Source organism: Chromobacterium sp. S0633 (assembly GCF_024158805.1).
Classification (GTDB): domain Bacteria; phylum Pseudomonadota; class Gammaproteobacteria; order Burkholderiales; family Chromobacteriaceae; genus Chromobacterium.
On sequence record NZ_JAMZGH010000022.1, the window covers coordinates 104,114 to 124,049 of the forward strand.

Sequence of the window (19,936 nt, forward strand, 5' to 3'; positions counted from 1 at the left end):
GAGGGAATCAGTAGAAGCGGTAATCCAGGGTCAGGCCGACGGTGCGCGGCGCGCCGACCACGCCCAGATTGTTGCCGCGCGCCGGCAGCTGCGCGTACAGCACGCCCTGGTTGCCCAGATTGTTGATGTAGCCGCGCACCGTCCAGGCGGCGCTTTCGTAGCCGGCGTTGAGGTTGGCCACGGTGTAGTCGCCGGCGGTGCGGCTGCGTTCATTGTTGATGTCGGAGTAGTAAGACCCCACACGGTTCAGGCTGCCGCCGACGAACAGGCCGTGATCCAGCCGCTGTTTGAAGCCCAGGTTCACCGTCAGATGGGGCGCGTAGTTGAATTGATTGCCCTGGATGCCGGGGTTGGCGGCGTCGCTCTGAGTCACCTTGGTGTTCAGCAGGCCCAGGCCGGCGCTCAGCGTCAGCCGCGGCGTGGCCCGCGCCTTGGTTTCCAGCTCCAGGCCGTAGCTTTCGCCCTTGGGAATATTGGTGAAGCGCGAGCCCAGGATGGCCTGGTAGCCGGTGTACTGGTTGAAGAAGGCGTTGACGTTGAGGCTGAGACGCTGCTCCAGGAAGCTGGAGCGGCTGCTGGCCTCGTAGGCGATGACTTCTTCCTTGTTGTAGGTGTAGTACTCGTTGTTGTTGTCCAGGCCGGAGCCGCCGGCGTTGTAGCCTTTGCGCACCGAGAAGCCCAGCGTGGTGTCCGGGCTGTATTTGTAGCTGAGGCCGGCCTTGGGCAGGAACAGCGTTTCGCCGATATCGAAGTCGGCGCGGGCCTGCTTGGGCATGCCCGGCTGCAGCGTGGTGTTGCGGCGCTGCGTCTCCCGCTCCACGCGGCTGCCCAGATTGAGGCTCCAGCGTTCGTTCAGCGCCAGCGTGGCCTCGCCGTAGACGGCCAGGGTTCTCAGCTTGTCCTTGGCCGCCACGCGCGGCGCCGCGTTCATGTCCTGATCCCTATCGTAGTAATACGCGCCCACCACGCCGCTGAGCGCGCCGTTTTGCGGCGCATAGCTCAGCCGCGCCTCGGCGGTATTGCTCTTCTCATCCAGCCGCATGCGGAAATCGCTGCTGTCCACGAAGGCGCTGACGTTGTCGGCGTGGCCCAGCAGCAACTGGGCGCTCCAGGCGTCGTTGAACTGGTATTGCAGATCGGTGCTGACGGTGTTGTTGAAGGAATCCTGATAACGCGCTTCGGTGGACAGGCGGTGGTATTGGTAATCGAAGTAATTGCCGTCCACATAGTTCAGGTATTCGCCCTTGTTCTTGCGGTGCGACACCGTCAGCTTGGCGCTGAAGCCGGGCAGGGCGCCGGGCTTCCACAGCAGTTTGCCGCGCGCGCTGCTGTGCTTGAGGTCGGACGGGTCCCACGGTGTGTTGCCGCCCGGATAATTGACGTAGCTGTGGCCGTTCAGGCCTTCGGCGGCGATGCGGAAGGCCAGCTCCTCGGTGATCGGCCCGGACACCATGCCGGCCAGCGTGGCCTTGCCGTTCTTGTTTTCGTAGCCGGCGCGCAGCGCGCCCTCCCAATCGAAGCTGGGGTCCTTGGTGTTGATCACCACGGCGCCGGCCAGCGTGTTGCGGCCCTGAGTGGTGGACTGCGGGCCGCGCAGCACTTCTATCTGTTCCACGTCCCAGGGGCTGGCGTCCACGTAACGCTGGCCGTTCCAGCTTTCCGGCATGCCGTCCACCGTGGTGCTGACCCGCGGGCGGGAGCCGGAAACCAGGGTGTTGTAGCCGGTGCCGGGGCCGGTGCCTTCCACGCCGCGGATATTGACGATGCCGGCGCCGTTGCTGCTGGCGTTGGGCGTGGCGGCCACGCTGTCGTACACCGATTTGTCGCCGCCGTGATCCATGTCGCGGATCACCGTCACCGCGGTGCTGGTGTCCTTCAGCGAGCGTTTGAGCTTTTCACCGGTGACGGTGACCGTGGGCAGCGCGGTTTGCTGGTCCTGAGCGTCGGGCGCCGCCAGCGCCGCGTGCGAGAGCGTCAGGCCGCCGATGCCGGCCAGCGCCAGCCGGACGGACAGGGCAAGGGGAAGGCGTTTCAGATTGTGTTCCATCGTGCTGCGATTCCTGTTTTTTTTTGTGCGTGACTCGAGATCGGCGCGCTTCTGAAGTTCGGCGGCGTCGTCTGGCTGGCGAGGAATCGTTGGCTACTGCGGCGAGGGGAACGAGGAGCGCGGACGGCCCTTGCGGGTCGTTGCGATCACCAGGGGCAAATGATAGTATTTCTCATTCGCATTATGCAAATAAGGTGCGAACATTCTTGCTCAAGCACCGCGGAAAACGCCAGGAAACAAGATGCAGACAATGGAAGAAACGGCGTGGAATCAACACGCTGCGCGCAGTGCGGCTTGCTTGCAACACCCCGAGGCGGGCCAGCCGGCCTGGTGGGAGCGCCTGGCCACCGTGGGCGCGCCGCTCACCGAACGCCTGCCGGACGGCAGCGTATGCGTGACCTTCCTCTGGCGGGACCCCAACGGACCCGCCGCCCGTTCTCCGCTGGCCCGCGTCTACGTGGACGTCAATTCCGTCACCGATCACCATCGCGCCCAGCCGCAGTCGCTGGCGCGGCTGGGCGACACCGACGTCTGGTGGTGGCAGACTGAGCTGCCGGCCAACTGGCGCGGCAGCTACGCCTATATTCCGGTCACCGCCGAGCAGGCCCCGCCGGCGCCGGACGCCGACGCGCGCGCCAGCCGGCTGCGCCACCGCCAATGGTGGCTGGACATCATGAGCCGGGCGGCGGCGGACCCGCTCAACCCCCGCGCCGGCTATGTCAGCAGCTGGGGCGCGCCCTTGTCCGCGCTGCACCTGGACGCGGCGCCGGACCAGCATGCCTGGCAAGCCTGGGATCTGCGCCGCCAGGGCGCGGACCCGGCGCGGCTGAGCGTGATCCAGTGGGACAGCGCGCGGCTGGGCAAGACGCGCAGGGTCTGGCTGTACCAAACCGGCGCGCTGCCGGCCAAGGAGCGCGGCGAGCGGCCGCTGGCCATTTTGCTGGACGGCCAGCACTGGGCCGAGCGCATGCCGGTGTTCGCCGCGCTGGACGCGGACACCCGGCGCGGCCGGCTGCCGCCGGCGGTTTATCTCTTGGTGGACGTCATCGACAACCGGCATCGGGAGCAGGACCTGCCCTGCAACGCCGATTTCTGGCTGGCGCTGCAACAGGAACTGCTGCCGCAGGCGGAGCGCGTCGCGCCGTTCAGCGCGCGGCCGGAACGCACGGCGGTGGCGGGGCAGAGCTACGGCGGCCTGGCGGCGATGTTCGCCGGCCTGCGCTGGCCGGAGCGCTTCGGCTGCGTGCTCAGCCAGTCCGGCTCCTTCTGGTGGCCTTACGTGGAACTGCACGAACGCGCCCGCGCCGTCAGCGAACGACGGCTGCCCGGCAGCCGCGGCCGGCTGACGGAACAACTGGAGGCCGGCGAACTGCCGCCGGGACGGCTGCGGATCTATCAGGAAGTGGGCAGCCGCGAAGAAGTGATGCTGGACGTCAACGCCAGCCAGTGCGCGGCGCTGGAGCGCGCCGGCCATTGCGTGCGCTACCAGGCGTTCGAAGGCGGCCACGATTGGCTGTGCTGGCGCGGCGGCCTGCTGGACGGACTGGCCTGGCTGTGGCGGGAGCCGGCGGAAGGTTGAGCCGGCGGGAGGGGGCTGAGCTCCGGTTCTCAAGCCCCGCGCGGAATCACCATCGGCGTATGGCTGATCGGATCGTCGATGATCAGGCAGCGCAGGCCGAACACCTGTTCGATCAAATCCGCGGTGACGATGTCGCGCGGCGCGCCCTCGGCCACGATGCGGCCGTCGCGCATCGCGATCAGATGGCTGGCGTAGCGACAGGCGTGGTTGATGTCGTGCAGCACCGCCACCAGCGTGCGGCCGCCGTCGCGGTTCAAGCGGCGGAACAACTCCAACAGCTCAATCTGATGCGCGATGTCCAGATAGGTGGTCGGCTCGTCCAGCAGCAGCAGCGGCGTTTGCTGCGCCAGCGCCATCGCCACCCACACCCGCTGGCGCTGGCCGCCGGACAATTCGTCCACCAGCCGGTCCGCCAGCGCGTCGGTGCCGGTGGCCGCCAGCGCCAGGCTCACCGCCTCCTCGTCCTCCCGGCTCCATTGCCGCAACAGGCTCTGATGCGGGTAGCGCCCGCGCGCCACCAGGTCCGCCACGGCGATGCCGTCCGGCGCCACCGCGCTTTGCGGCAGCAAGCCCAGCTGCCGCGCCACCGTCTTGGCCGGGAAACTGTGGATGTCGCGGCCGTCCAGGCACACCTGGCCGGACAGCGGCTTCAACAGCCGGCTCAGGCTGCGCAGCAAGGTGGATTTGCCGCAGCCGTTGGGGCCGATGATCACGCTGAAGGAGCCGTCGGGGATCCGCACGTCCAACTGCTCGCAAATGGTGCGCTGGCGGTAGCCCAGCCGCAGGCGCTCGCCGCGCAGCCGCGGCAGGTCCGCGCCGGCCGCCGGCGCGGCGTCCAGTTTCAAATTCAGGGAAGTCACGGTTTTCGGGCTCCGGTTTGACGCAGCAACAGCCACAGCAGATACAGGCCGCCAATGCAGATGGTGACGACGCCCACTGGCAGCTGACGGGGATAGAAGAACTGCTGGGCGCCGTAATCCGCGGCCAGCAGCAAGAGCGCGCCGGTCCAGGCCGCGGTCAGCGGGCTGGTGGCCTGGGTGCGGCGCAGGCGCAGCGCGATTTGCGGCGCGGCCAGCGCGATGAAGGAAATCGGCCCGGCCGCGGCGGTGGCGGAAGCGATCAGCGCCACCCCCAGGCCCATCAGCCACAGCCGGGTGCGTTCCGCCGGCACGCCCAGCGCGCTGGCGCAGTCGTCGCCCATCTCCAGCAGCCGCATGCGCCGCTGCAGCGTCAGCGCCGCCGCCATCGCCAGCAGGCAGCACAGCGCGGAGGGCAGGCCCTTGTTCCAGGTCATGCCGTTGAGCGTGCCCGCGCCCCAGGTGGCCGCGCTCATCGCCGCCTCCAGGCTGGCGTTGATCAGCAGCCAGTGATTGAGCGCGCTCAGCATGGCGCTGACGGCGATGCCGACGATGATCAGGCGGAAGCCGTGCGCGCCTTGCCGCCAGGCCAGCAGATATACCAGGCCGGCGGACAGCAGGCCGCCGGCCAGCGCGCCGCCGGCGATCTGGAAATGGCCGCCGTTGAATAGGGTGATCACCACCAGCGCGCCGGTATAGGCGCCGGTGTTGAAGCCCACCACGTCCGGGCTGCCCAGCGGGTTGCGGATCAAGGACTGGAAAATCGCGCCGCTCATGCCCAGCGCCGCGCCCACCACCAAGGCCATTAACACCCGCGGTAGCCGCCATTGCTGCACCACCGCCACCTCCAGCCGGCTGCCCTGGCCTTGCAAGGCCTGCCACACCTGTTCCAGGCTCATGGGCAAGGCGCCGGCGCGCAAGCTCATCGCCGCCAGCGCCGCGCAGGCGGCGGCCAACAGCAAACAGGTCCACAGCCCGCCCAGCGCCAGCCGGCCGTTGCAGCGGCCGTCCAGGCTGCCCCAGCTCAACACCGCCGGCTTCACGAGCGGCCTCCGGGCGCGGCGTGGCGGCGCGCCAGCCAGATCAAGGCCGGCGCGCCGATGAAGGCGGTGACGATGGAGACCCGCAGCTCGCCCGGCGTCAGCAGGCGGCCGACGATGTCCGAGCTCAACAGCAGAATGGGGGCCAGCAGCAAGGTGAAGGGCAGGGTCCAGCGCAGATCGGCGCCGCCCAGCCAGCGGGCCAGATGGGGAATCATCAGGCCGATGAAGGCGATGGGGCCGGCCACGGCGGTGCTGGCGCCGCACAGCAGGGTGATGGCCAGCACCGCGCCGGCCTGGATCAGCAGCGGCCGGCCGCCCAGGCTCACCGCCAGATCGCTGCCCATGCCCAAAGTGTTCAAGGGCCGCGCCAGCAGCAGCGCCAGCAGGCCGCCGGCGGCGATGACCGGAGCCACCAGCGCCACCGGGGTCATGCTGCGCACGTCCAGCGTGCCGGCGTTCCAGTAGCGCAGCTGATTGAAGGCCAGCGGGTCCAGCAGGGTGATGGCGGTGGACAAGCCCATCAGCACCGCGCTGACGGCCACGCCGGCCAGCACGAAGCGCAGCGGGTCCATGCGGCGCCCGCGCGCGCCCACCGCGTACACCAGCAAGGTGGCGCCCAGCGCTCCGGCGGCGGCGCAGCCCAGATAGCCCAGCTGGCTGTCCACGCCCCAGGCCGCCACGCCCAGCACCATGGCGAAGCTGGCGCCGGCGTTGACGCCCAGCACGCCGGGGTCCGCCAGCGGATTGCGCGACAGCGCCTGGATCAGCGCGCCGGACAGGCCCAGCGCCGCGCCGGCCAGCAGGCCCAGCAGGGTGCGGGGCAAGCGGCCTTGCAGCACGATCACGCTGTCCGGATCGCCGCCGCCGTGCAGCAGGCTGCGCCATACGACGGAGGCCGGAATCGATTTGGCGCCCAGCATCAGGCTTAACAGGGCAATGGCCGCCAGCGCGGCCAGGCAGCACAGCAACAGAGTCAGGCGGCGGCTTGGCGGCGCCGTGGGCGCGGGCAGGGCCGAGGCGGGACGGATTGACATGATCAAATGCAAATGATTCCTAATACAGACTGCTGATGTTACCATGCGGCATCCATAACGGAACACCATCTTGCCGGGCGCGCGCGGGAAGCAAACCACGCCGTCCGCCGGGCGCGCCGGCGCATGCCAAGCGGCCTCCACCCCTGTCGAGATAAAACTTTGTCATGAAAAAGTCGCCTATCTTCGTTGATTTCAGCCTGCTCAGGCTCAACCCGCATTTCCGCTCCATCTTCATCGCCCGCATGATCTCGGTGTTCGCCTTCGGCATCCTGATGGTGGCGGTGCCGGTGCAAATCCATCAGCTCACCGGCTCCACGCTGCAAGTGGGCGCGGCGATGGCGCTGGACGGCGTCGGCATGTTCGCCGGCCTGATGTGCGGCGGCGTGCTGGCGGACCGCATGGACCGCCGCCGGCTGATCCTGCTGGGCCGCTCGCTGTGCGGTCTGGGCTTTCTGGCGCTGGCGCTCAATGGCTTCATGACCAATCCCTCGGTGCTGGCGCTCTACGTGGTGTCGGCCTGGGACGGTTTTTTCAGCGGCATCGGCATCACCTCGCTGATGGCGTCCATCCCGGTGCTGGTCGGCCGTGAAAACCTGCCGGCCGCCGGCGCGCTGAGCATGCTGACCATGCGCATCGGCGGCGTGCTGTCGCCCTTGCTGGGCGGCCTGATCATCGCCGCCGTCGGGGTCAACTGGAACTATCTGCTGGCCGGCGTCGGCACCCTGGCCACCCTGATCCCGCTGACGCGTTTGCCGTCCTTGAAGCCACAGGGCGGGGAGCCGGCGCATCCGCTGCGTTCCTTGCTGGAGGGTTTCCAGTTCCTGTGGCAGAACAAGGTGGTGGGCGCGGTGGTGGCGGTGGGCACGCTGCAAACCCTGCTCAGCGCGGTGCGGGTGTTGTATCCCTCGCTGGCGGAGGACGGTTACGGCGGCGGCGCTTTCGAGGTGGGCCTGATGTATTCGGCGGTGCCGCTGGGCGCGATGATAGGCGCGTTCACCAGCGGTTGGGTGGGCGGTTTGAGCCGCCCCGGCGCGGTGATGTTGAGCTGCGTGCTGGCTTCGTCGCTGAGCATCGCCTCCTTGGGTCTGGTCCATCATCTGGCTTACGGCCTGCTGGCCTTGGCTTTGCTGGGTTATTTCGGTTCCATCGCGTCCTTGTTGCAGTTCACCTTGGTGCAGGGCAATACGCCGGATCATTTGCTGGGCCGGGTGAACAGCCTGTGGAACGCGCAGGATGTGGTGGGCGACGGTCTGGGCGCTTTGGGGCTGGGTGCGCTGGCGCGGGCCTTGGCACCGTTGACGGCGGTGGGCTGGTTCGGCGCGGCGGCCGCGGCGGCCAGCCTGGCGATGTGCGGGGCTTTTGGGTCTTTGCGGCGTTTGGCCGGCGGCGCGGCCGCCGAGGCGGAGGCGGCCGGGGAGCCGGCGCGGCAGGGCGCGGGGTCCTAGCGCCAAGGGTTTGTGGATGCTGATGTGCTTGCAGGGCGGAAACCTCGGTTGGGGTTTTCGCCCTTTTTGCATCCTCTGATATGAAGCACTGCCGGGTGTGGGGAGTTTGAATCCGCTTCGCGGATATTGATTTAGGTGCCGCTTTCCGCGCTGACCGAGCGAGGCAAGCGCAGCGTCGCGAGGGAATAAGACGGGGAGGGGACGGGCCGCCGCCCCCTTTCATCCCCCCTCGTCCCCCAGGGCGCGAAACCCGGAGCGCCCCCCGAGGGGACACCTGGGCGCTACACAAGGTGGTCTGCTCTCTTAAAAAAGATCCATGACTTGGCTAAGTGGCTCCCTTTTGGGGGTAACTATCCAATTCCACCCGATCTGTGGATATCTCCAAAGAGCCAAGGAGAAACCACGTTTGCGACGCGCCCCTGGTCCCTTCAAGCCTGCCGTCGGGTGGCAGGCCCGAGGTCTTAAGCGGCTGCCTGTTCGAGCAGCGCGACGTTAGCGTGCCATCACTGAGCGAATCAAAGATTCGCACGTAGAGAGTTCAGCCGCGCCTCGGGCCTGACGGGACCCGGCGGGAAGCCGTAGGCCAGGCTTGCAGGGCAGCCTTTGGGGTGTCTACGTGCGAATCTTTGATTCGCTCAGTGATAGGGAATTTGGCCGAGTTGTTCCCCTTCCTGCCTGCCGGGCAGCCCCGGCAATCAAAATCATCATCCGCGCAGCGGATTCAAAACCAGATCACTCAACAAGTCAGCCACGCTCAAGCAAAGCAACCACCCTACCTTGACCCCAAGCGTCCCCTCGGCAACAATCCCCCCGTTGCCGCCCACATGCGGCACACGGGATTGGCGTCCCGTTCGTGTGTACCACCAGCCTACGCAGCATACTGCGCGGGCTGTTTCACCATGGCTGTGCCGTTTGGCAGGCGCATGGTGGGAGAGTGCCATGCACTCACCGGTCTGGTACACACCCGGTACGCCAATCCTGCCACGCGCCTGCCCAATACCTCAGCCTTCCCCGGCAGGTGGTTTATCTTGTGTCACAGCAGGAGAAACACCATGCAACAGCCTCAAAACTTTCCCCCGCGCCGCCGCTACAAACTGAACGCTCTGGAACAACAGAGCGCACTGCTCCCCTTCGTCCGCTTCTGCCCCGGCCGCACCTACCCGCATTACTGGCAAATGCCTACGCCCAGCAAGGATCTCCTCGCCGACCACGCCTACGGCCGCGAATGCGCGGCTCACCTGTTGCAATGGCTGAAGGACAACCGGGAATACGTCGGCAAAGGCCTGCTCAGCCGCGTGGCGCGCGACATCGATTTTGACGACCGCGCCGGACGCGGCCAGTGGATGGGCTTTTTCAACTATCTGGAAATCATGATGCTGCTGGGCGCCGACCGGGTCCGGGTTTACCGCCATGTAGACAGCCAACACCAGATCTACCTGGCGCTGGGACAGCGTTTCAGCCTGGAAGCGCGCTTCCGCCGCATCCGCTTGCGAAACCGCTAAACGTCTTGCGGTGGGTATCGCTGCGCTCCACCCACCCTACGGTGAATGGTCTTGTAGGGTGGGTGGAGCCGTAGGCGATACCCACCAAACCCCGCCATTGAGACCCAAGCATCGATTCCATCGCGTTTCCGCGTGGGTATCGCTGCGCCCCACTCACCCTACGGCGGATGGTCTTGTAGGGTGGGTGGAGCCGTTAGGCGATACCCACCGACATCGTTTGCCGCCGAGCCGGCGCACGCAAAAAAAGCGGGGCAGCCCAAAGCGGCCCCGCTTGATTCCTGCTTGCTTGAATGTCCGCCGAGGCTCCAATGCCTCATGCCGATGTGGCAGACACTGTCGCGCGGCTTACTGGCCGTGCTTCTCCTCGCCCAGCTTGTCCAGATAACGCAGGATGCGGCCGCTGTCCTGCTCCAGCTTCTGCATCCGCTCGACGATCTCCTGCTCGTCCAGCGGGCCTTCCTGGCCAAACACCGCCAGCGCGGCGCCGATGTGCTGGCTGGCCTGCTGCTCGGTGGCCGCCAGCTCGCTCCAGGAGCGGGTCTGGCCAAAAGACTGCTGGCCTTGCAGTTGCAGCCAGCCTTGCAGCTCGCTGCCCTGCTCCAGCGGCTTGGCCTCCTCTATCGAGTGATAGGCGGTCTGCTTGAAGATCACGTGGCCCACCTTTTGCAGGCTGAGCTGGGATTTGTCGTGCACGCGGTTCACCTGCGCCATCACCTGCTGCGACTGCTCCACCTGGCTGCTGAAGCGCTGGCGGAAGGTTTCCACCGAGTCCTTGACCTGGCTGGCCACATTGCCGGCGGCGCTGGCCTGGGTCTGCATATTGCCGATGCGCAGCGACAGGTTTTCCAGCACGTCCTGCACATTGTTGGCGGTGCTCTTGCTGCGTTCGGCCAGCTTGCGCACTTCGTCGGCCACCACGGCGAAGCCGCGGCCGGTTTCGCCGGCGCGGGCGGCTTCAATGGCGGCGTTCAGCGCCAGCAGATTGGTTTGATCGGCGATGGCGGAGATGTCGGCCAGCGAGGTTTCTATGCCCTGCCATTCCTGGGCCAGCGCGGTGCTGGCGGTGTCCATGCTGCTGACGCTGTCGGCTATGGTGTCCAGGTGGCCGGACAGGTGCTGGGCGGTTTCCAGGCTGACGCGCGCGCCGTCCGCGGTGTCCTGGGTGATGGCGGCCACGTCGGCCATGGCCTGGCTGATGTCTTCCAGATCGCTCTGATTGCTGGCCAGGTCCTTGCGCAAATGCGGGTTGTTCAGCGCGGCCAGCTGCGAGGACAGGCGGTTGCGGCGGATGTAGCCGTCGTTGTCGGCCATGGTCTGGATGGCGTGGTTGACGCTGCCCAGCGAGCTGGCCAGGATGCCCGGCAGGCCCTGGCTCAGCGGGCGGCGGCTATAGTCGCCGGCGCTGATGGCCTTGAAGCAGGTGTTGATTTCCTTGAAATAGGTTTCGATCAGATCGAGGAAATCATTGAGCTGCCAGGCGAGCTTGCCCACTTCGCCCAGATTGCGGGTGCCGGTGGCGCGGTGGTGCAGTTCGCCGGAGCTGGCGTAGCCCAGTTGTTCGTGCAGGGTGTTGAGCAGGCCGAAGATGCGGCCGCTGTGGCGCCACAGCAGCAGGGACAGGGCGATGGAGACGGCCAGCAGCAGAGCATCCACGATGTGGCCGACGATTTCCGGGAACAAGAAGCCGTCCAGCAGCGAGAAGGCGACCAGCAGGTTGAAGCTGATGATGCACCAGCCCAGCTGGGTGCGCAGGAAGGGCGGTTTTTTGTCGTGGTTCATGCGGCGACTCCCGGCGCTTGCAGCACCTGGGCGTTGAGGGACAGGATGAAGTCCTGATAGCTGACGCCTTTTTCCGCCAGCACTTGCAGCAGCCAGGCCACGGAGGCGTCAGGCGCGGTGGCCTTGTTGTGGCTGGCTTCGATCTGGCGCATCTGGGCGTAGACGGGTTCTATGGCCTTGATCGCTTCCTGGCTGGGCGGCCGGCGTACGGAGTAATAGCCTTGCAGTTGGCCGCGCAGATCGTAGTCCGGGGTGACGTTGGCCAGCACCCAGTAGTAGTCGCCGTTTTTGCTGTGATTTTTCACCACGGCGAAGAATTCCTGGCCCTGTTGCAGGGTTTTCCACATCAGCCGGTAGGCGCCGCGCGGCATGTCGGGATGGCGGATCAGATTATGCGGTTTGCCCAGCAGTTCGTGCTCGGCGTAGCCGGCGATGCGCATGAACACGCGGTTGGCGTAGGTGATGTGGCCGGTGGGGTCGGTCTTGGTGATGATCAGTTCATGAGGAGCGAGCCGGATTTCCTTGCTGGCCGGGCCGGCGGCGGGGTGCGTCATGGTCTGTTTCTCTCTTATTTGTCGATTGCATAACCTCTAAATGTTCATTTTCGGCCACTGGCCCAGTAGGGGCAAGCGTTTATTTATTTGTACTGCCCATGCTTGACAGGGTGCTGCTTAAATTACTTCTTAATAATCCAGTTCTTACAAAAACAAAAGGATGCCTTCGGCATCCTTTGCGGCGCGGGTGGGCAGGGCGTCAGAGCCGGTTCAACATCTTGGGGCGCGCCGCTGGCATGGAAGCGGTTTTCAGAGTTTGACGATCTGGCGGATCTGGGACACGCAGGCGCGGGCATCGTCTATCAGCTTGGCGAATTCCGGGCTGTTGATCTCGGCGTGGCTGAGCCAGCGCACCTTATTGCTGATCCGGTACTGGACGCGGATGCCGGCCGGGGTTTGCTGCTGCTTGGCGTTCACCTCGTACCAGGGGGAGCTGACCTTGCACTCGAAGGCCGGCTGGATGGCCTTGGCGCCCTTGAGCAGCACGTCGGACTGCATGGCGCTGGCGTCGCCCAGGTAGACGTCGGCCAGATTGCCGTTGCGCTTGTAGCTGTCGAAGCTGTCCCACACGCCCTTGAAGTGGGAGTCGTAGAGAAACAGACCGGAGATCTTCTCCAGCATGCGCGGGTCGCGCACGCTCATGCGCAGCGGGTAGACGGACGGCACGATGAAGGAGGTCTTGTCGCGCTGGACCTTGCAGCCTTCCGGCTGATTGCTCAGCCGGTTGCACAGGCTTTGGTCGGTGGCGCTGACGCCCTGGTAGCGGTCTTGCAGAATGGTGTCGATCAGCGTGGAGTTGCCCAGTTCGATATCGGCGCGGACGTCGGCGCTGCCGTCGGCTTGCAGCGCGTTTTCGCGTTTGATGTTCAGATCGGTGCGCGCCGGCTCCATCGGCACCTGGGTCTGGCTGACCACGCCGTCCTTGCCGATGATGAAGGCCCAGCGGTCTTGCAGGTCAGACATGATGCGGCCGGGCTGGAAGAAGGGGTTGGTCGGGTCCAGCCACCAGGTCTGGCCGGCGATGTCGGCGCGGACGATCATGTGGTTGGGCGCGCCGATGCCGGGCAGCAGCAGCGGCGGGGCGAACTTGCCGCGGTAGATCAGCGCCGGCTCGGCGGCGACGCCGGAGCGGCGCAGCATGGCGGTCAGCAGGGTGGAGAGGTCTTTGCAGTCGCCGTAGCCGTGCTTTTCGATTTCCGCCAGCGTGAACGGCACCAGGCCGCGTTCCGCCAGACGGGTGTCGTTGAGGTAGCGGTAGTTGCGGTTGATGTGCTGCATGAAGGCGGCTGCCTGCTCCGCGGCCGGCTTGCCCTGGTTGGCGGCCACCACGGCGGCGGCGGCCGGCGGCAGCGGCGCGGCCAGGATTTCGTTGTAACGGCGGGCGTGAGCGCCGAAGTGGTCTTGCGGCTGGTCCGAGGTGGCGATCACCAGCTGCGGCCATTCGCGCAGCGCGCTGTTGTTCCACTCGTTGATGTAGTTGAGGTAGCGCGGCCGGCGCAGCGAGACCTTGACGCGTTTGCGGTCCGCGCTGGCGTCCACCGCGTAATCGTCCAGCATCATGCCGCGCCAGATCAGCGGGCGCGTGGACTGGATGTCGAAGTTGAAGCTGTCTTCGCGCGCTTTTTGCGGGCCCAGGTCCAGTTGGTAGCGCAGCTGGCGCACCAAGGGCTGCGCCACGCTGTGGGTCTTGATGCGGTAGGACACTGTGCTGCCCACCGACAATTCCGGGAAGGCCATCCAGGTTTGCATGTCGCGGCTGACGCCGGCGTCCGGATTGGGCGCGGCGCGGGTTTCGATCTGGGATTTGCCCAGTTTGATCACTTTGCCGTTGGGCTGGATCACTTCAGCCTGTTCCACCCGCAGGCGGTCTTCAGCCGGGTAGGTGAAGTCGATGCGGGACAGCTGTTCGCGGCCGGAGGGGTGCAGGATGGTGAATTGCTTGCTGGTGACGCAGTCCAGGCTGTTGTCTTTATTGTGCTGGCAGCTGACGGCGGTTTTGACCGCCAGCGGCGCTTCGCTGACCGGTTGCAGCGCGGCGGCGCTGAAGCTGCTGTAGAGGCCGGCGGCCAGCCCGAGAGTGAGTGTACGCATAGTGGAATCGAAAAGTGTGATGTTGCGGTGATGATTATACGGCGCGAGGGCGGAGAAAACGCGCATCCGGCGTCCGCGCCGCCGGATGGGGTCAAGCGTTCCATATTCGCATATTAGCGCTTGCGAATGTGTGTGCTTTTTGTGTTAACGGCGTCATAGCGCCGCAGAGTCGATAAGGGGGTAGGGCTCGTCGGCAGGCAATGCTGGGCTGACAGACGAGCGGCCGGCGGGCGCCGGCCTGCTCGCAGGCGGTCTTTACGGCGCTTCGGTGGCGAAGCCGATCTTGCTGATGCCGCCTTGTTGGGCGCTGGCCAGGGTTTTGGCCACGGTTTCGTAACGCACGCTCTTGTCGGCGAACAAGTGCAGCTCCACTTGCGGGTTGTCGCGGGCGGCGGCGGCGAAACGGGCGTCCAGCTCGCCTTCCGGCACTTTGACGTCGTTCCAGAACACCGCGCCGGCGGCGTCTATGGCCAGGCGGATTTCCTTGGGCTGGCTCTGCTGCGCGGCGGCGCTGGCCTGCGGCAGATCCAACTTGACGGTATTGGTCAGCAGCGGGGTGGTGATGATGAACACCACCAGCAGCACCAACATCACATCCACCAGCGGGGTGGTGTTGATGTCGGCCATTGGGGCGGAGCCGCCCTTGTCGAAACTACCGAAGGCCATCGATCTCTCCGGACTGAGTCAGCAGCTGGGCGTGCAGATCGTGGGCGAAGTAGTCCATGTCCTGAGCCATGATGCGCTGCATGCGGGTCAGGGCGTTGTAGGCCAGCACAGCGGGGATGGCGGCGGCCAGGCCGGCGGCGGTGGCCACCAGGGCCTCGCCGATGGGGCCGGCCACCGCGGCGATGGTGACCTGGCCGGCCGCGCCGATGTTCACCAGCGCGTGGTAAATGCCCCATACCGTGCCGAACAAGCCGATGAAGGGCGCGGTGGAGCCCACCGAGGCCAGCACGGTCATGCCGGTTTCCTGCTTGCCGTTTTCCTGGGCCAGGCCCTTGCGGATGGCGCGGGTCAGGAATTCGTCCAGATCGCAGCTCTGGCCCAGCGGGCGCTCAGCCTGGCTGCGGTAGTGGCGCAGCGCGGCCAGGCCCTGGCGGGTGAGGTTGGCGAAGGGCGCGCGGGAATCCTGCAGCTGGGTTTCCGCCTGTTTCCAGTTGGGGGCGTCCCACAGCGCGGCCTCGGCCTGCTTGTTGGCGCGGCGGATATGCCAGGTGCTGACGCCGCGAACCAGGATCAGGTACCAGGTCAGCACCGACATCAGGACCAGGATCATGAACACCGCGACCAGCACGGCGTCCCCTTGTTGGAATACAGTCATTAGATTCATGATTTGGCAGACTTCAAAGAAAATTCAACGGGAACGATAAAGGTGTAGGCGATGGCTTCATTGCCGCGTTTGGCCGGGGTGAAGGTCCATTTCTTCACCGCCGCCAGGGCGGCGCGGTCCAAGCGCGGGAAGCCGCTGGTGTTGGCCAGCGCCACGTCCAGCGGCTGGCCTTGGGCGGATACGTGCACCCGCAGCTGCACGGTGCCGGTTTCGCCTTCCTCGATGGACAGCGCCGGGTAGGCCGGCTTGGGATTGTTCAGATAGCCGCCCCGGTACATCGGCTCGGTGATCGAGGGCTTGGCGTCGGCGGACTGGCCGCGCGAGCTGCCGCCCTCGGCGGAGCTGGTGGCCGCGCTGGGCTTGCTTTCCGCCGCGGGGGCGGCGGTGGGCACGCTGATGGCCTTGGCGCTAGGCGCGGCCGGCGTGGGCGTGGCCATTACCTTGGGTTTGACCGGAGTCGGCTTCGGCGTCGGGGTGGGCTTGACCTGCGGCGTCGGCTTTTTCTCGGGCTTGGGCTGCTGCTTGGGCGCAGCCGGCGCGGCGGCCTTGCTGGGCGCGGCCAGGCTGATCATTTCCATGCTGGCGACGCGCGGCAGCGTGATCGGCGCCTGCATCGCCACTGCGCCGCCCATCAGCACGAAGACCAGGGCATGCAGGCCCACGGTGCTGGAGAGCGCCGAGTATTGAAGAATTCGCTGGTTCATGACGGTGATGATAATACAAACTATTCTCATTATCCAAGCTGGAAAACGCGTATATCCTCACGTCATTGATATGGGTAAATAAATGACGGGAAAAGGATTTTGCCAAGCGTCGCGTCCGCCGGCGCGCCGGAGCGGCCCGGCGCTTGCAATCCATGGTTTTGCCTGCATATTTTGCAGCATTGGCCACGGCGGAGTGCCGGTGGCGACATTATTGGAATACAAAACATGCAACAGTTCGACGGAACCACCATCGTGTCCATTCGCCGCGGCAATCGCGTGGCGCTGGGCGGGGATGGCCAGGTCACCCTGGGCAACATCGTGATCAAGGCCTCGGCGCGCAAGGTGCGCAAGCTGCACGGCGGCAAGGTGCTGGCGGGCTTTGCCGGCGGCACCGCCGACGCCTTCACCCTGATCGAGCGTTTTGAAGCCAAGCTGCAAAAACATCAGGGCAATCTGCTGGTGTCGGCGGTGGAACTGGCCAAGGACTGGCGCACCGACCGCATGCTGCGCCGGCTGGAAGCGATGCTGATCGTCGCCGACAAGAACAGCACCCTGATCATCACCGGCAACGGCGACGTGTTGGAACCGGAGCAAGGCATCGCCGCCATCGGCTCCGGCGGCGCCTACGCCCAGTCCGCGGCGCGCGCGCTGTTTGAAAACACCGATCTGGCGCCGGAAGTGGTGGTGAAGAAATCGCTGGAGATCGCCGGCGACATCTGCATCTACACCAACCACAACCATGTGATCGAGCTGTTGGACGACGCCGAAGTGCCGGAAGGCAAAGAGCCGGCAGCCAACTGAGCCGTCCGATTCAAGAATCAAATCGCCGGGAGCGTCGCTTCCGGCTGGAGAATGTCATGACGCAAATGACCCCGCAGGAAATCGTCCACGAGCTGGACCAACACATCATCGGCCAGAACGCCGCCAAGCGCGCGGTGGCGGTGGCCTTGCGCAACCGCTGGCGCCGCCAGCAGGTGGCTGAGCCGCTGCGCAGCGAAATCACCCCCAAGAACATCCTGATGATAGGCCCCACCGGCGTGGGCAAGACCGAGATCGCCCGCCGCCTGGCCAAGCTGTCCGGCGCGCCCTTCATCAAGATAGAAGCCACCAAGTTCACCGAGGTGGGCTATGTCGGCCGCGATGTGGACACCATCATCCGCGACCTGGTGGAAGTGGCGATCAAGGACACCCGCGACGCCGCCATCAAGCGCAACCGCCCGCGCGCGGAAGACGCGGCGGAAGACCGCATCCTGGACGTGCTGCTGCCGCGCCCGCGTCAGCAGGCCGGTTTCTTCGGTGGCGAGCCGGAAGCGGAGGCCAAGCCGGAAGACGGCGCCACCCGCCAGAAATTCCGCAAGATGCTGCGGGAAGGGGCGCTGGACGATAAAGAGATCGAAATCGAAATCGCCGCGCCGGCGGCGCAGATGAATGTGATGGCCCCGCCGGGGATGGAGGATTTCGCCAGCCAGCTGCAAGGCATGTTCCAGGGCATGGGCTCCGGCAAGAAACAGACGGCCAAGATGAAGGTGACGGAGGCGCGCAAGCAGTTGATCGACGAGGAAGCCGCCAAGCTGGTCAACGACGAGGAACTGCGCGCCGAAGCGCTGAAGAACGTCGAGCAGAACGGCATCGTGTTCCTGGACGAGATCGACAAGGTCACCAGCCGCAGCGAAGGCCAGGGCGGCGCCGACGTCTCGCGCGCCGGCGTGCAGCGCGACCTGTTGCCGCTGGTGGAAGGCACCACCGTGTCCACCAAGTACGGCATGGTCAAGACCGACCACATCCTGTTCATCGCCTCCGGCGCCTTCCAGCTGTCCAAGCCGTCGGACCTGATCCCGGAACTGCAAGGCCGTCTGCCCATCCGCGTTGAACTCTCCTCGCTGACCGTGGACGACTTCAAGGCCATCCTCACCAGCACCAACGCCTGCCTGACCCGTCAGTACCAGGCGTTGATGGCCACCGAGGGCGTGGAACTGGAGTTTGCCGAATCCGGCATCCAGCGCCTGGCCGAGATCGCCTGGCGGGTCAACGAGAAAACCGAGAACATCGGCGCGCGCCGTCTCTACACCGTGATGGAAAAGCTGCTGGAAGAAGTGGCATTCGACGCCAAGGCCGGCCGCTGCGAGATCGACGCCGCCTATGTCGACAGCAAGTTGGAGCAGGTGGCCGAGCGCGAAGATCTGGCGCGTTACGTGCTCTGATCCACTCCTTATATATAGAAACGCGAACGGCGGCCGATGGCCGCCGTTTTTGCATCCGCTTCAGCGCGTCTCACAGGCCGGCTTGGCGGCGGCTGGCATGGCCGCCAAATCGCGGAACGCCTCCGGGTGATGCCGCCAATACCAATCCTTCACCTCCTCGTGGTCCAGCTCCAGGAAAGCCTTCAAGCCCGGCAACAGCAGCATGGGCAGCACGGTGGCCAAATGCAGCAACGCGAAGATCAGATAAACCCGGTCCAGCGGCAGCACATGCAGCAGCGCTCCGGCCAGCGCCGGCCCCAGCATCGAGCCTATCTTCACCAGCATCACATTGATGGCGGAAAAGCGCGCGCGGTAATTCTCCGGCACCGCCAGCGTGCGGTGGGTCTGGCCTATCAGCTGGTTCAGCGCGAACATCAGCCCCATCACCGCGAAACAGGCCAGGATCAGCCACGGGTTGTCGCTGAGCGCCACCACCAGCATCAATACGCCGCAGACCAGCATGCCGAGGGTGCGCGCCTGGTAACGGCTGAAGCGGCGCAGCAGCACATGGGTGAACCATAGCGAACCCAGCAGCATGCCGGCGCTGATCGCCGCCTCGCAACCGCCCAGCCAGGCGGCGGACAAACCCAGCGCATGCAGCTTGACCGGCAGCAAGGTGGTCACCAGCGGCATGAAGGCCACCAGGGTGATGAATACCGCCAAGGTCCAATAGCGTTCCAGCGGAATGCGCCAGCGCGCGTACAAGCCGCTGCGGATATCTTCCAGCCAGGGGCTGCGGACGGCGCCTGCCGCGCGCGGCGGCACGCGCACATATAAGGAGGCCGCGGCGGCCACCACCAGCAAGAAGGCATAGGCCAGCAGGGTCAGGGTGGGCGAGGTCGCCGCCATCAGGCCGCCGCCCAAGACCGGGCCGATCAGATTGCCCGCCGACTGCGAGCTTTTCTGCAAGGACAGCGCATCGCCCAGTCTGGCCGCCGGCACCATCTCGGCGGCGATGCTCAGCATGGACGGCAGCACGATGGACCAGGCCAGCATGGCCAGCGACTCCACCGCAATCACCCAGCCGATGCGATACCAGCCCATGGCCGCCATCAGCGCCAACAGCAGGGCGCTCAACATCGCCAACAGCATGCCGCCGCCTATCAGCCGGTTCTTGGGCAGGCGGTCGCCCAAGGGCGCGGTCAGCGGCAGCGACAGCAACATCACCAGCGCGGTGATCGAGCCGAACCACGCCATATCGCGCGCGCCGCCGGATTGCACCACCCACCAGCTGATGGCGACGTAACCGGCGCCCATCGCCAGCCCGCTCAGCACGTCGCTTAGCATCAAGGCGTAAAACGGCGCGGGTAGGCCCTCCAATCGTTGACGCAAGGTTTGCTGCATGAGGAGGGCTCCTGGGCGGTGGGGATGCGCTTAGCTTAACAATTAATGACTAAGGCATAAAGTCTGCGCCGAATAATTTGCCGGAAAGCGGGTTTTTCGGAAAAACTGGGGAAAATATGCCCGCTTTCGCAGCTTATCTGCCGACGACAACAAGCTGGAAAGCCTTTTTTTCCGGCTTGCCCAAAAGTTCTTGTAAAATTCTTTATGGAGGATATCCATTTAAATCATTGACTTAGGTGTTGATATCTTAAAAACCCTCTCTTTTTTCAAAATAGGTGTTGACGGAGCGGGGGCTGTAACGTATATTTCACCTCCTCAGCAGACAACGCAGCGGCGGAAACGAAGCGCAGCGACCTGCACCGATCTTTAACAGAACGAATAACCGAT

General features: G+C 65.5%; 16 protein-coding genes. 5 read left to right on the plus strand and 11 right to left on the minus strand.

Translation table 11 applies throughout. The features are described 5' to 3' along the window. Window positions 1-7 precede the first annotated feature (7 nt). Window positions 8-2,047, minus strand: coding sequence for a TonB-dependent receptor (locus NK214_RS14060; RefSeq protein ID WP_253314794.1), 2,040 nt, complete (start codon window positions 2,045-2,047; stop codon window positions 8-10). A gap of 241 nt (window positions 2,048-2,288) precedes the next feature. Here NK214_RS14060 and fes point away from each other — a divergent pair, with 241 nt between their 5' ends. After that, entirely contained in the window at window positions 2,289-3,626 is a 1,338-nt protein-coding gene (gene fes, locus NK214_RS14065; protein WP_253314795.1) for an enterochelin esterase, read from the plus strand. A 29-nt stretch (window positions 3,627-3,655) separates the two neighbouring features. Here fes and NK214_RS14070 read toward each other — a convergent pair whose 3' ends face one another. From NK214_RS14070 to fepD, 3 genes are read right to left on the minus strand one after another with little or no spacing between them, the layout of a single operon-like run. Then, complete coding sequence (locus tag NK214_RS14070; protein ID WP_253314796.1) at window positions 3,656-4,486, minus strand: ATP-binding cassette domain-containing protein; 831 nt, start codon at window positions 4,484-4,486, stop codon at window positions 3,656-3,658. After that, window positions 4,483-5,526 carry an iron-enterobactin ABC transporter permease gene (gene fepG / locus NK214_RS14075; RefSeq protein ID WP_253314797.1) on the minus strand — a complete coding sequence of 348 codons (1,044 nt, stop codon included), beginning with the start codon at window positions 5,524-5,526 and terminating at the stop codon, window positions 4,483-4,485. The genes NK214_RS14070 and fepG overlap by 4 nt, the downstream gene beginning before the upstream one ends. Then, window positions 5,523-6,560 carry a Fe(3+)-siderophore ABC transporter permease gene (gene fepD, locus NK214_RS14080; protein ID WP_253314798.1) on the minus strand — a complete coding sequence of 346 codons (1,038 nt, stop codon included), beginning with the start codon at window positions 6,558-6,560 and terminating at the stop codon, window positions 5,523-5,525. The genes fepG and fepD overlap by 4 nt, the downstream gene beginning before the upstream one ends. A gap of 164 nt (window positions 6,561-6,724) precedes the next feature. Between fepD and entS the strand changes: the two genes are divergently transcribed. Further along, entirely contained in the window at window positions 6,725-8,005 is a 1,281-nt protein-coding gene (gene entS, locus NK214_RS14085) for an enterobactin transporter EntS (RefSeq protein ID WP_253314799.1), read from the plus strand. Window positions 8,006-9,057: 1,052 nt separating this feature from the next. Next, window positions 9,058-9,507 (plus strand): hypothetical protein, encoded by a 450-nt coding sequence (locus NK214_RS14090; RefSeq protein WP_107801411.1) that lies wholly within the window; start codon window positions 9,058-9,060, stop codon window positions 9,505-9,507. A gap of 345 nt (window positions 9,508-9,852) precedes the next feature. On the opposite strand, the gene NK214_RS14095 is transcribed toward NK214_RS14090, so the two are convergent. From NK214_RS14095 to NK214_RS14120, 6 genes are all read right to left on the minus strand, one after another. Then, complete coding sequence (locus tag NK214_RS14095) at window positions 9,853-11,286, minus strand: methyl-accepting chemotaxis protein (protein ID WP_107801412.1); 1,434 nt, start codon at window positions 11,284-11,286, stop codon at window positions 9,853-9,855. Further along, window positions 11,283-11,840 (minus strand): PAS domain-containing protein, encoded by a 558-nt coding sequence (locus NK214_RS14100; RefSeq protein WP_107801413.1) that lies wholly within the window; start codon window positions 11,838-11,840, stop codon window positions 11,283-11,285. Before NK214_RS14100 ends, NK214_RS14095 begins: the two co-directional genes overlap by 4 nt. 249 nt (window positions 11,841-12,089) lie before the next feature. Beyond that, window positions 12,090-13,931: a DUF3857 domain-containing transglutaminase family protein gene (locus NK214_RS14105; RefSeq protein WP_253314800.1), complete on the minus strand. Its 1,842-nt coding sequence runs from the start codon at window positions 13,929-13,931 to the stop codon at window positions 12,090-12,092. A 255-nt stretch (window positions 13,932-14,186) separates the two neighbouring features. Then, window positions 14,187-14,597, minus strand: coding sequence for a biopolymer transporter ExbD (locus tag NK214_RS14110; protein ID WP_048415369.1), 411 nt, complete (start codon window positions 14,595-14,597; stop codon window positions 14,187-14,189). Further along, on the minus strand, window positions 14,584-15,261 hold the full coding sequence (locus NK214_RS14115; RefSeq protein WP_107801417.1) for a MotA/TolQ/ExbB proton channel family protein: 678 nt from the start codon (window positions 15,259-15,261) through the stop codon (window positions 14,584-14,586). Before NK214_RS14115 ends, NK214_RS14110 begins: the two co-directional genes overlap by 14 nt. After that, a complete protein-coding gene (locus NK214_RS14120; RefSeq protein ID WP_107801418.1) occupies window positions 15,258-15,965 on the minus strand; it encodes an energy transducer TonB in 708 nt (235 codons plus the stop codon). Before NK214_RS14120 ends, NK214_RS14115 begins: the two co-directional genes overlap by 4 nt. A gap of 225 nt (window positions 15,966-16,190) precedes the next feature. Here NK214_RS14120 and hslV point away from each other — a divergent pair, with 225 nt between their 5' ends. Beyond that, complete coding sequence (gene hslV / locus NK214_RS14125; RefSeq protein ID WP_253314801.1) at window positions 16,191-16,766, plus strand: ATP-dependent protease subunit HslV; 576 nt, start codon at window positions 16,191-16,193, stop codon at window positions 16,764-16,766. 56 nt (window positions 16,767-16,822) lie between these two features. Then, the gene (gene hslU, locus NK214_RS14130; RefSeq protein ID WP_107801420.1) at window positions 16,823-18,166 is read left to right on the plus strand and encodes an ATP-dependent protease ATPase subunit HslU; all 1,344 of its coding nucleotides are present in this window, start codon (window positions 16,823-16,825) and stop codon (window positions 18,164-18,166) included. A 60-nt stretch (window positions 18,167-18,226) separates the two neighbouring features. On the opposite strand, the gene NK214_RS14135 is transcribed toward hslU, so the two are convergent. After that, window positions 18,227-19,549 (minus strand): MFS transporter, encoded by a 1,323-nt coding sequence (locus tag NK214_RS14135; protein WP_107801421.1) that lies wholly within the window; start codon window positions 19,547-19,549, stop codon window positions 18,227-18,229. Window positions 19,550-19,936: the final 387 nt, after the last annotated feature.

What these genes read in the sequence shown, in the direction of transcription:
- NK214_RS14105 (WP_253314800.1), bottom strand. Translation starts at nt 13,931, where the DNA reads ATGCGTACACTCACTCTCGGGCTGGCCGCCGGCCTCTACAGCAGCTTC.
- NK214_RS14060 (WP_253314794.1), bottom strand. Translation starts at nt 2,047, where the DNA reads ATGGAACACAATCTGAAACGCCTTCCCCTTGCCCTGTCCGTCCGGCTG.
- NK214_RS14110 (WP_048415369.1), bottom strand. Translation starts at nt 14,597, where the DNA reads ATGGCCTTCGGTAGTTTCGACAAGGGCGGCTCCGCCCCAATGGCCGAC.
- hslU (WP_107801420.1), top strand. Translation starts at nt 16,823, where the DNA reads ATGACGCAAATGACCCCGCAGGAAATCGTCCACGAGCTGGACCAACAC.
- NK214_RS14095 (WP_107801412.1), bottom strand. Translation starts at nt 11,286, where the DNA reads ATGAACCACGACAAAAAACCGCCCTTCCTGCGCACCCAGCTGGGCTGG.
- NK214_RS14115 (WP_107801417.1), bottom strand. Translation starts at nt 15,261, where the DNA reads ATGAATCTAATGACTGTATTCCAACAAGGGGACGCCGTGCTGGTCGCG.
- hslV (WP_253314801.1), top strand. Translation starts at nt 16,191, where the DNA reads ATGCAACAGTTCGACGGAACCACCATCGTGTCCATTCGCCGCGGCAAT.
- NK214_RS14135 (WP_107801421.1), bottom strand. Translation starts at nt 19,549, where the DNA reads ATGCAGCAAACCTTGCGTCAACGATTGGAGGGCCTACCCGCGCCGTTT.
- fepD (WP_253314798.1), bottom strand. Translation starts at nt 6,560, where the DNA reads ATGTCAATCCGTCCCGCCTCGGCCCTGCCCGCGCCCACGGCGCCGCCA.
- entS (WP_253314799.1), top strand. Translation starts at nt 6,725, where the DNA reads ATGAAAAAGTCGCCTATCTTCGTTGATTTCAGCCTGCTCAGGCTCAAC.
- NK214_RS14090 (WP_107801411.1), top strand. Translation starts at nt 9,058, where the DNA reads ATGCAACAGCCTCAAAACTTTCCCCCGCGCCGCCGCTACAAACTGAAC.
- NK214_RS14100 (WP_107801413.1), bottom strand. Translation starts at nt 11,840, where the DNA reads ATGACGCACCCCGCCGCCGGCCCGGCCAGCAAGGAAATCCGGCTCGCT.
- fes (WP_253314795.1), top strand. Translation starts at nt 2,289, where the DNA reads ATGCAGACAATGGAAGAAACGGCGTGGAATCAACACGCTGCGCGCAGT.
- NK214_RS14120 (WP_107801418.1), bottom strand. Translation starts at nt 15,965, where the DNA reads ATGAACCAGCGAATTCTTCAATACTCGGCGCTCTCCAGCACCGTGGGC.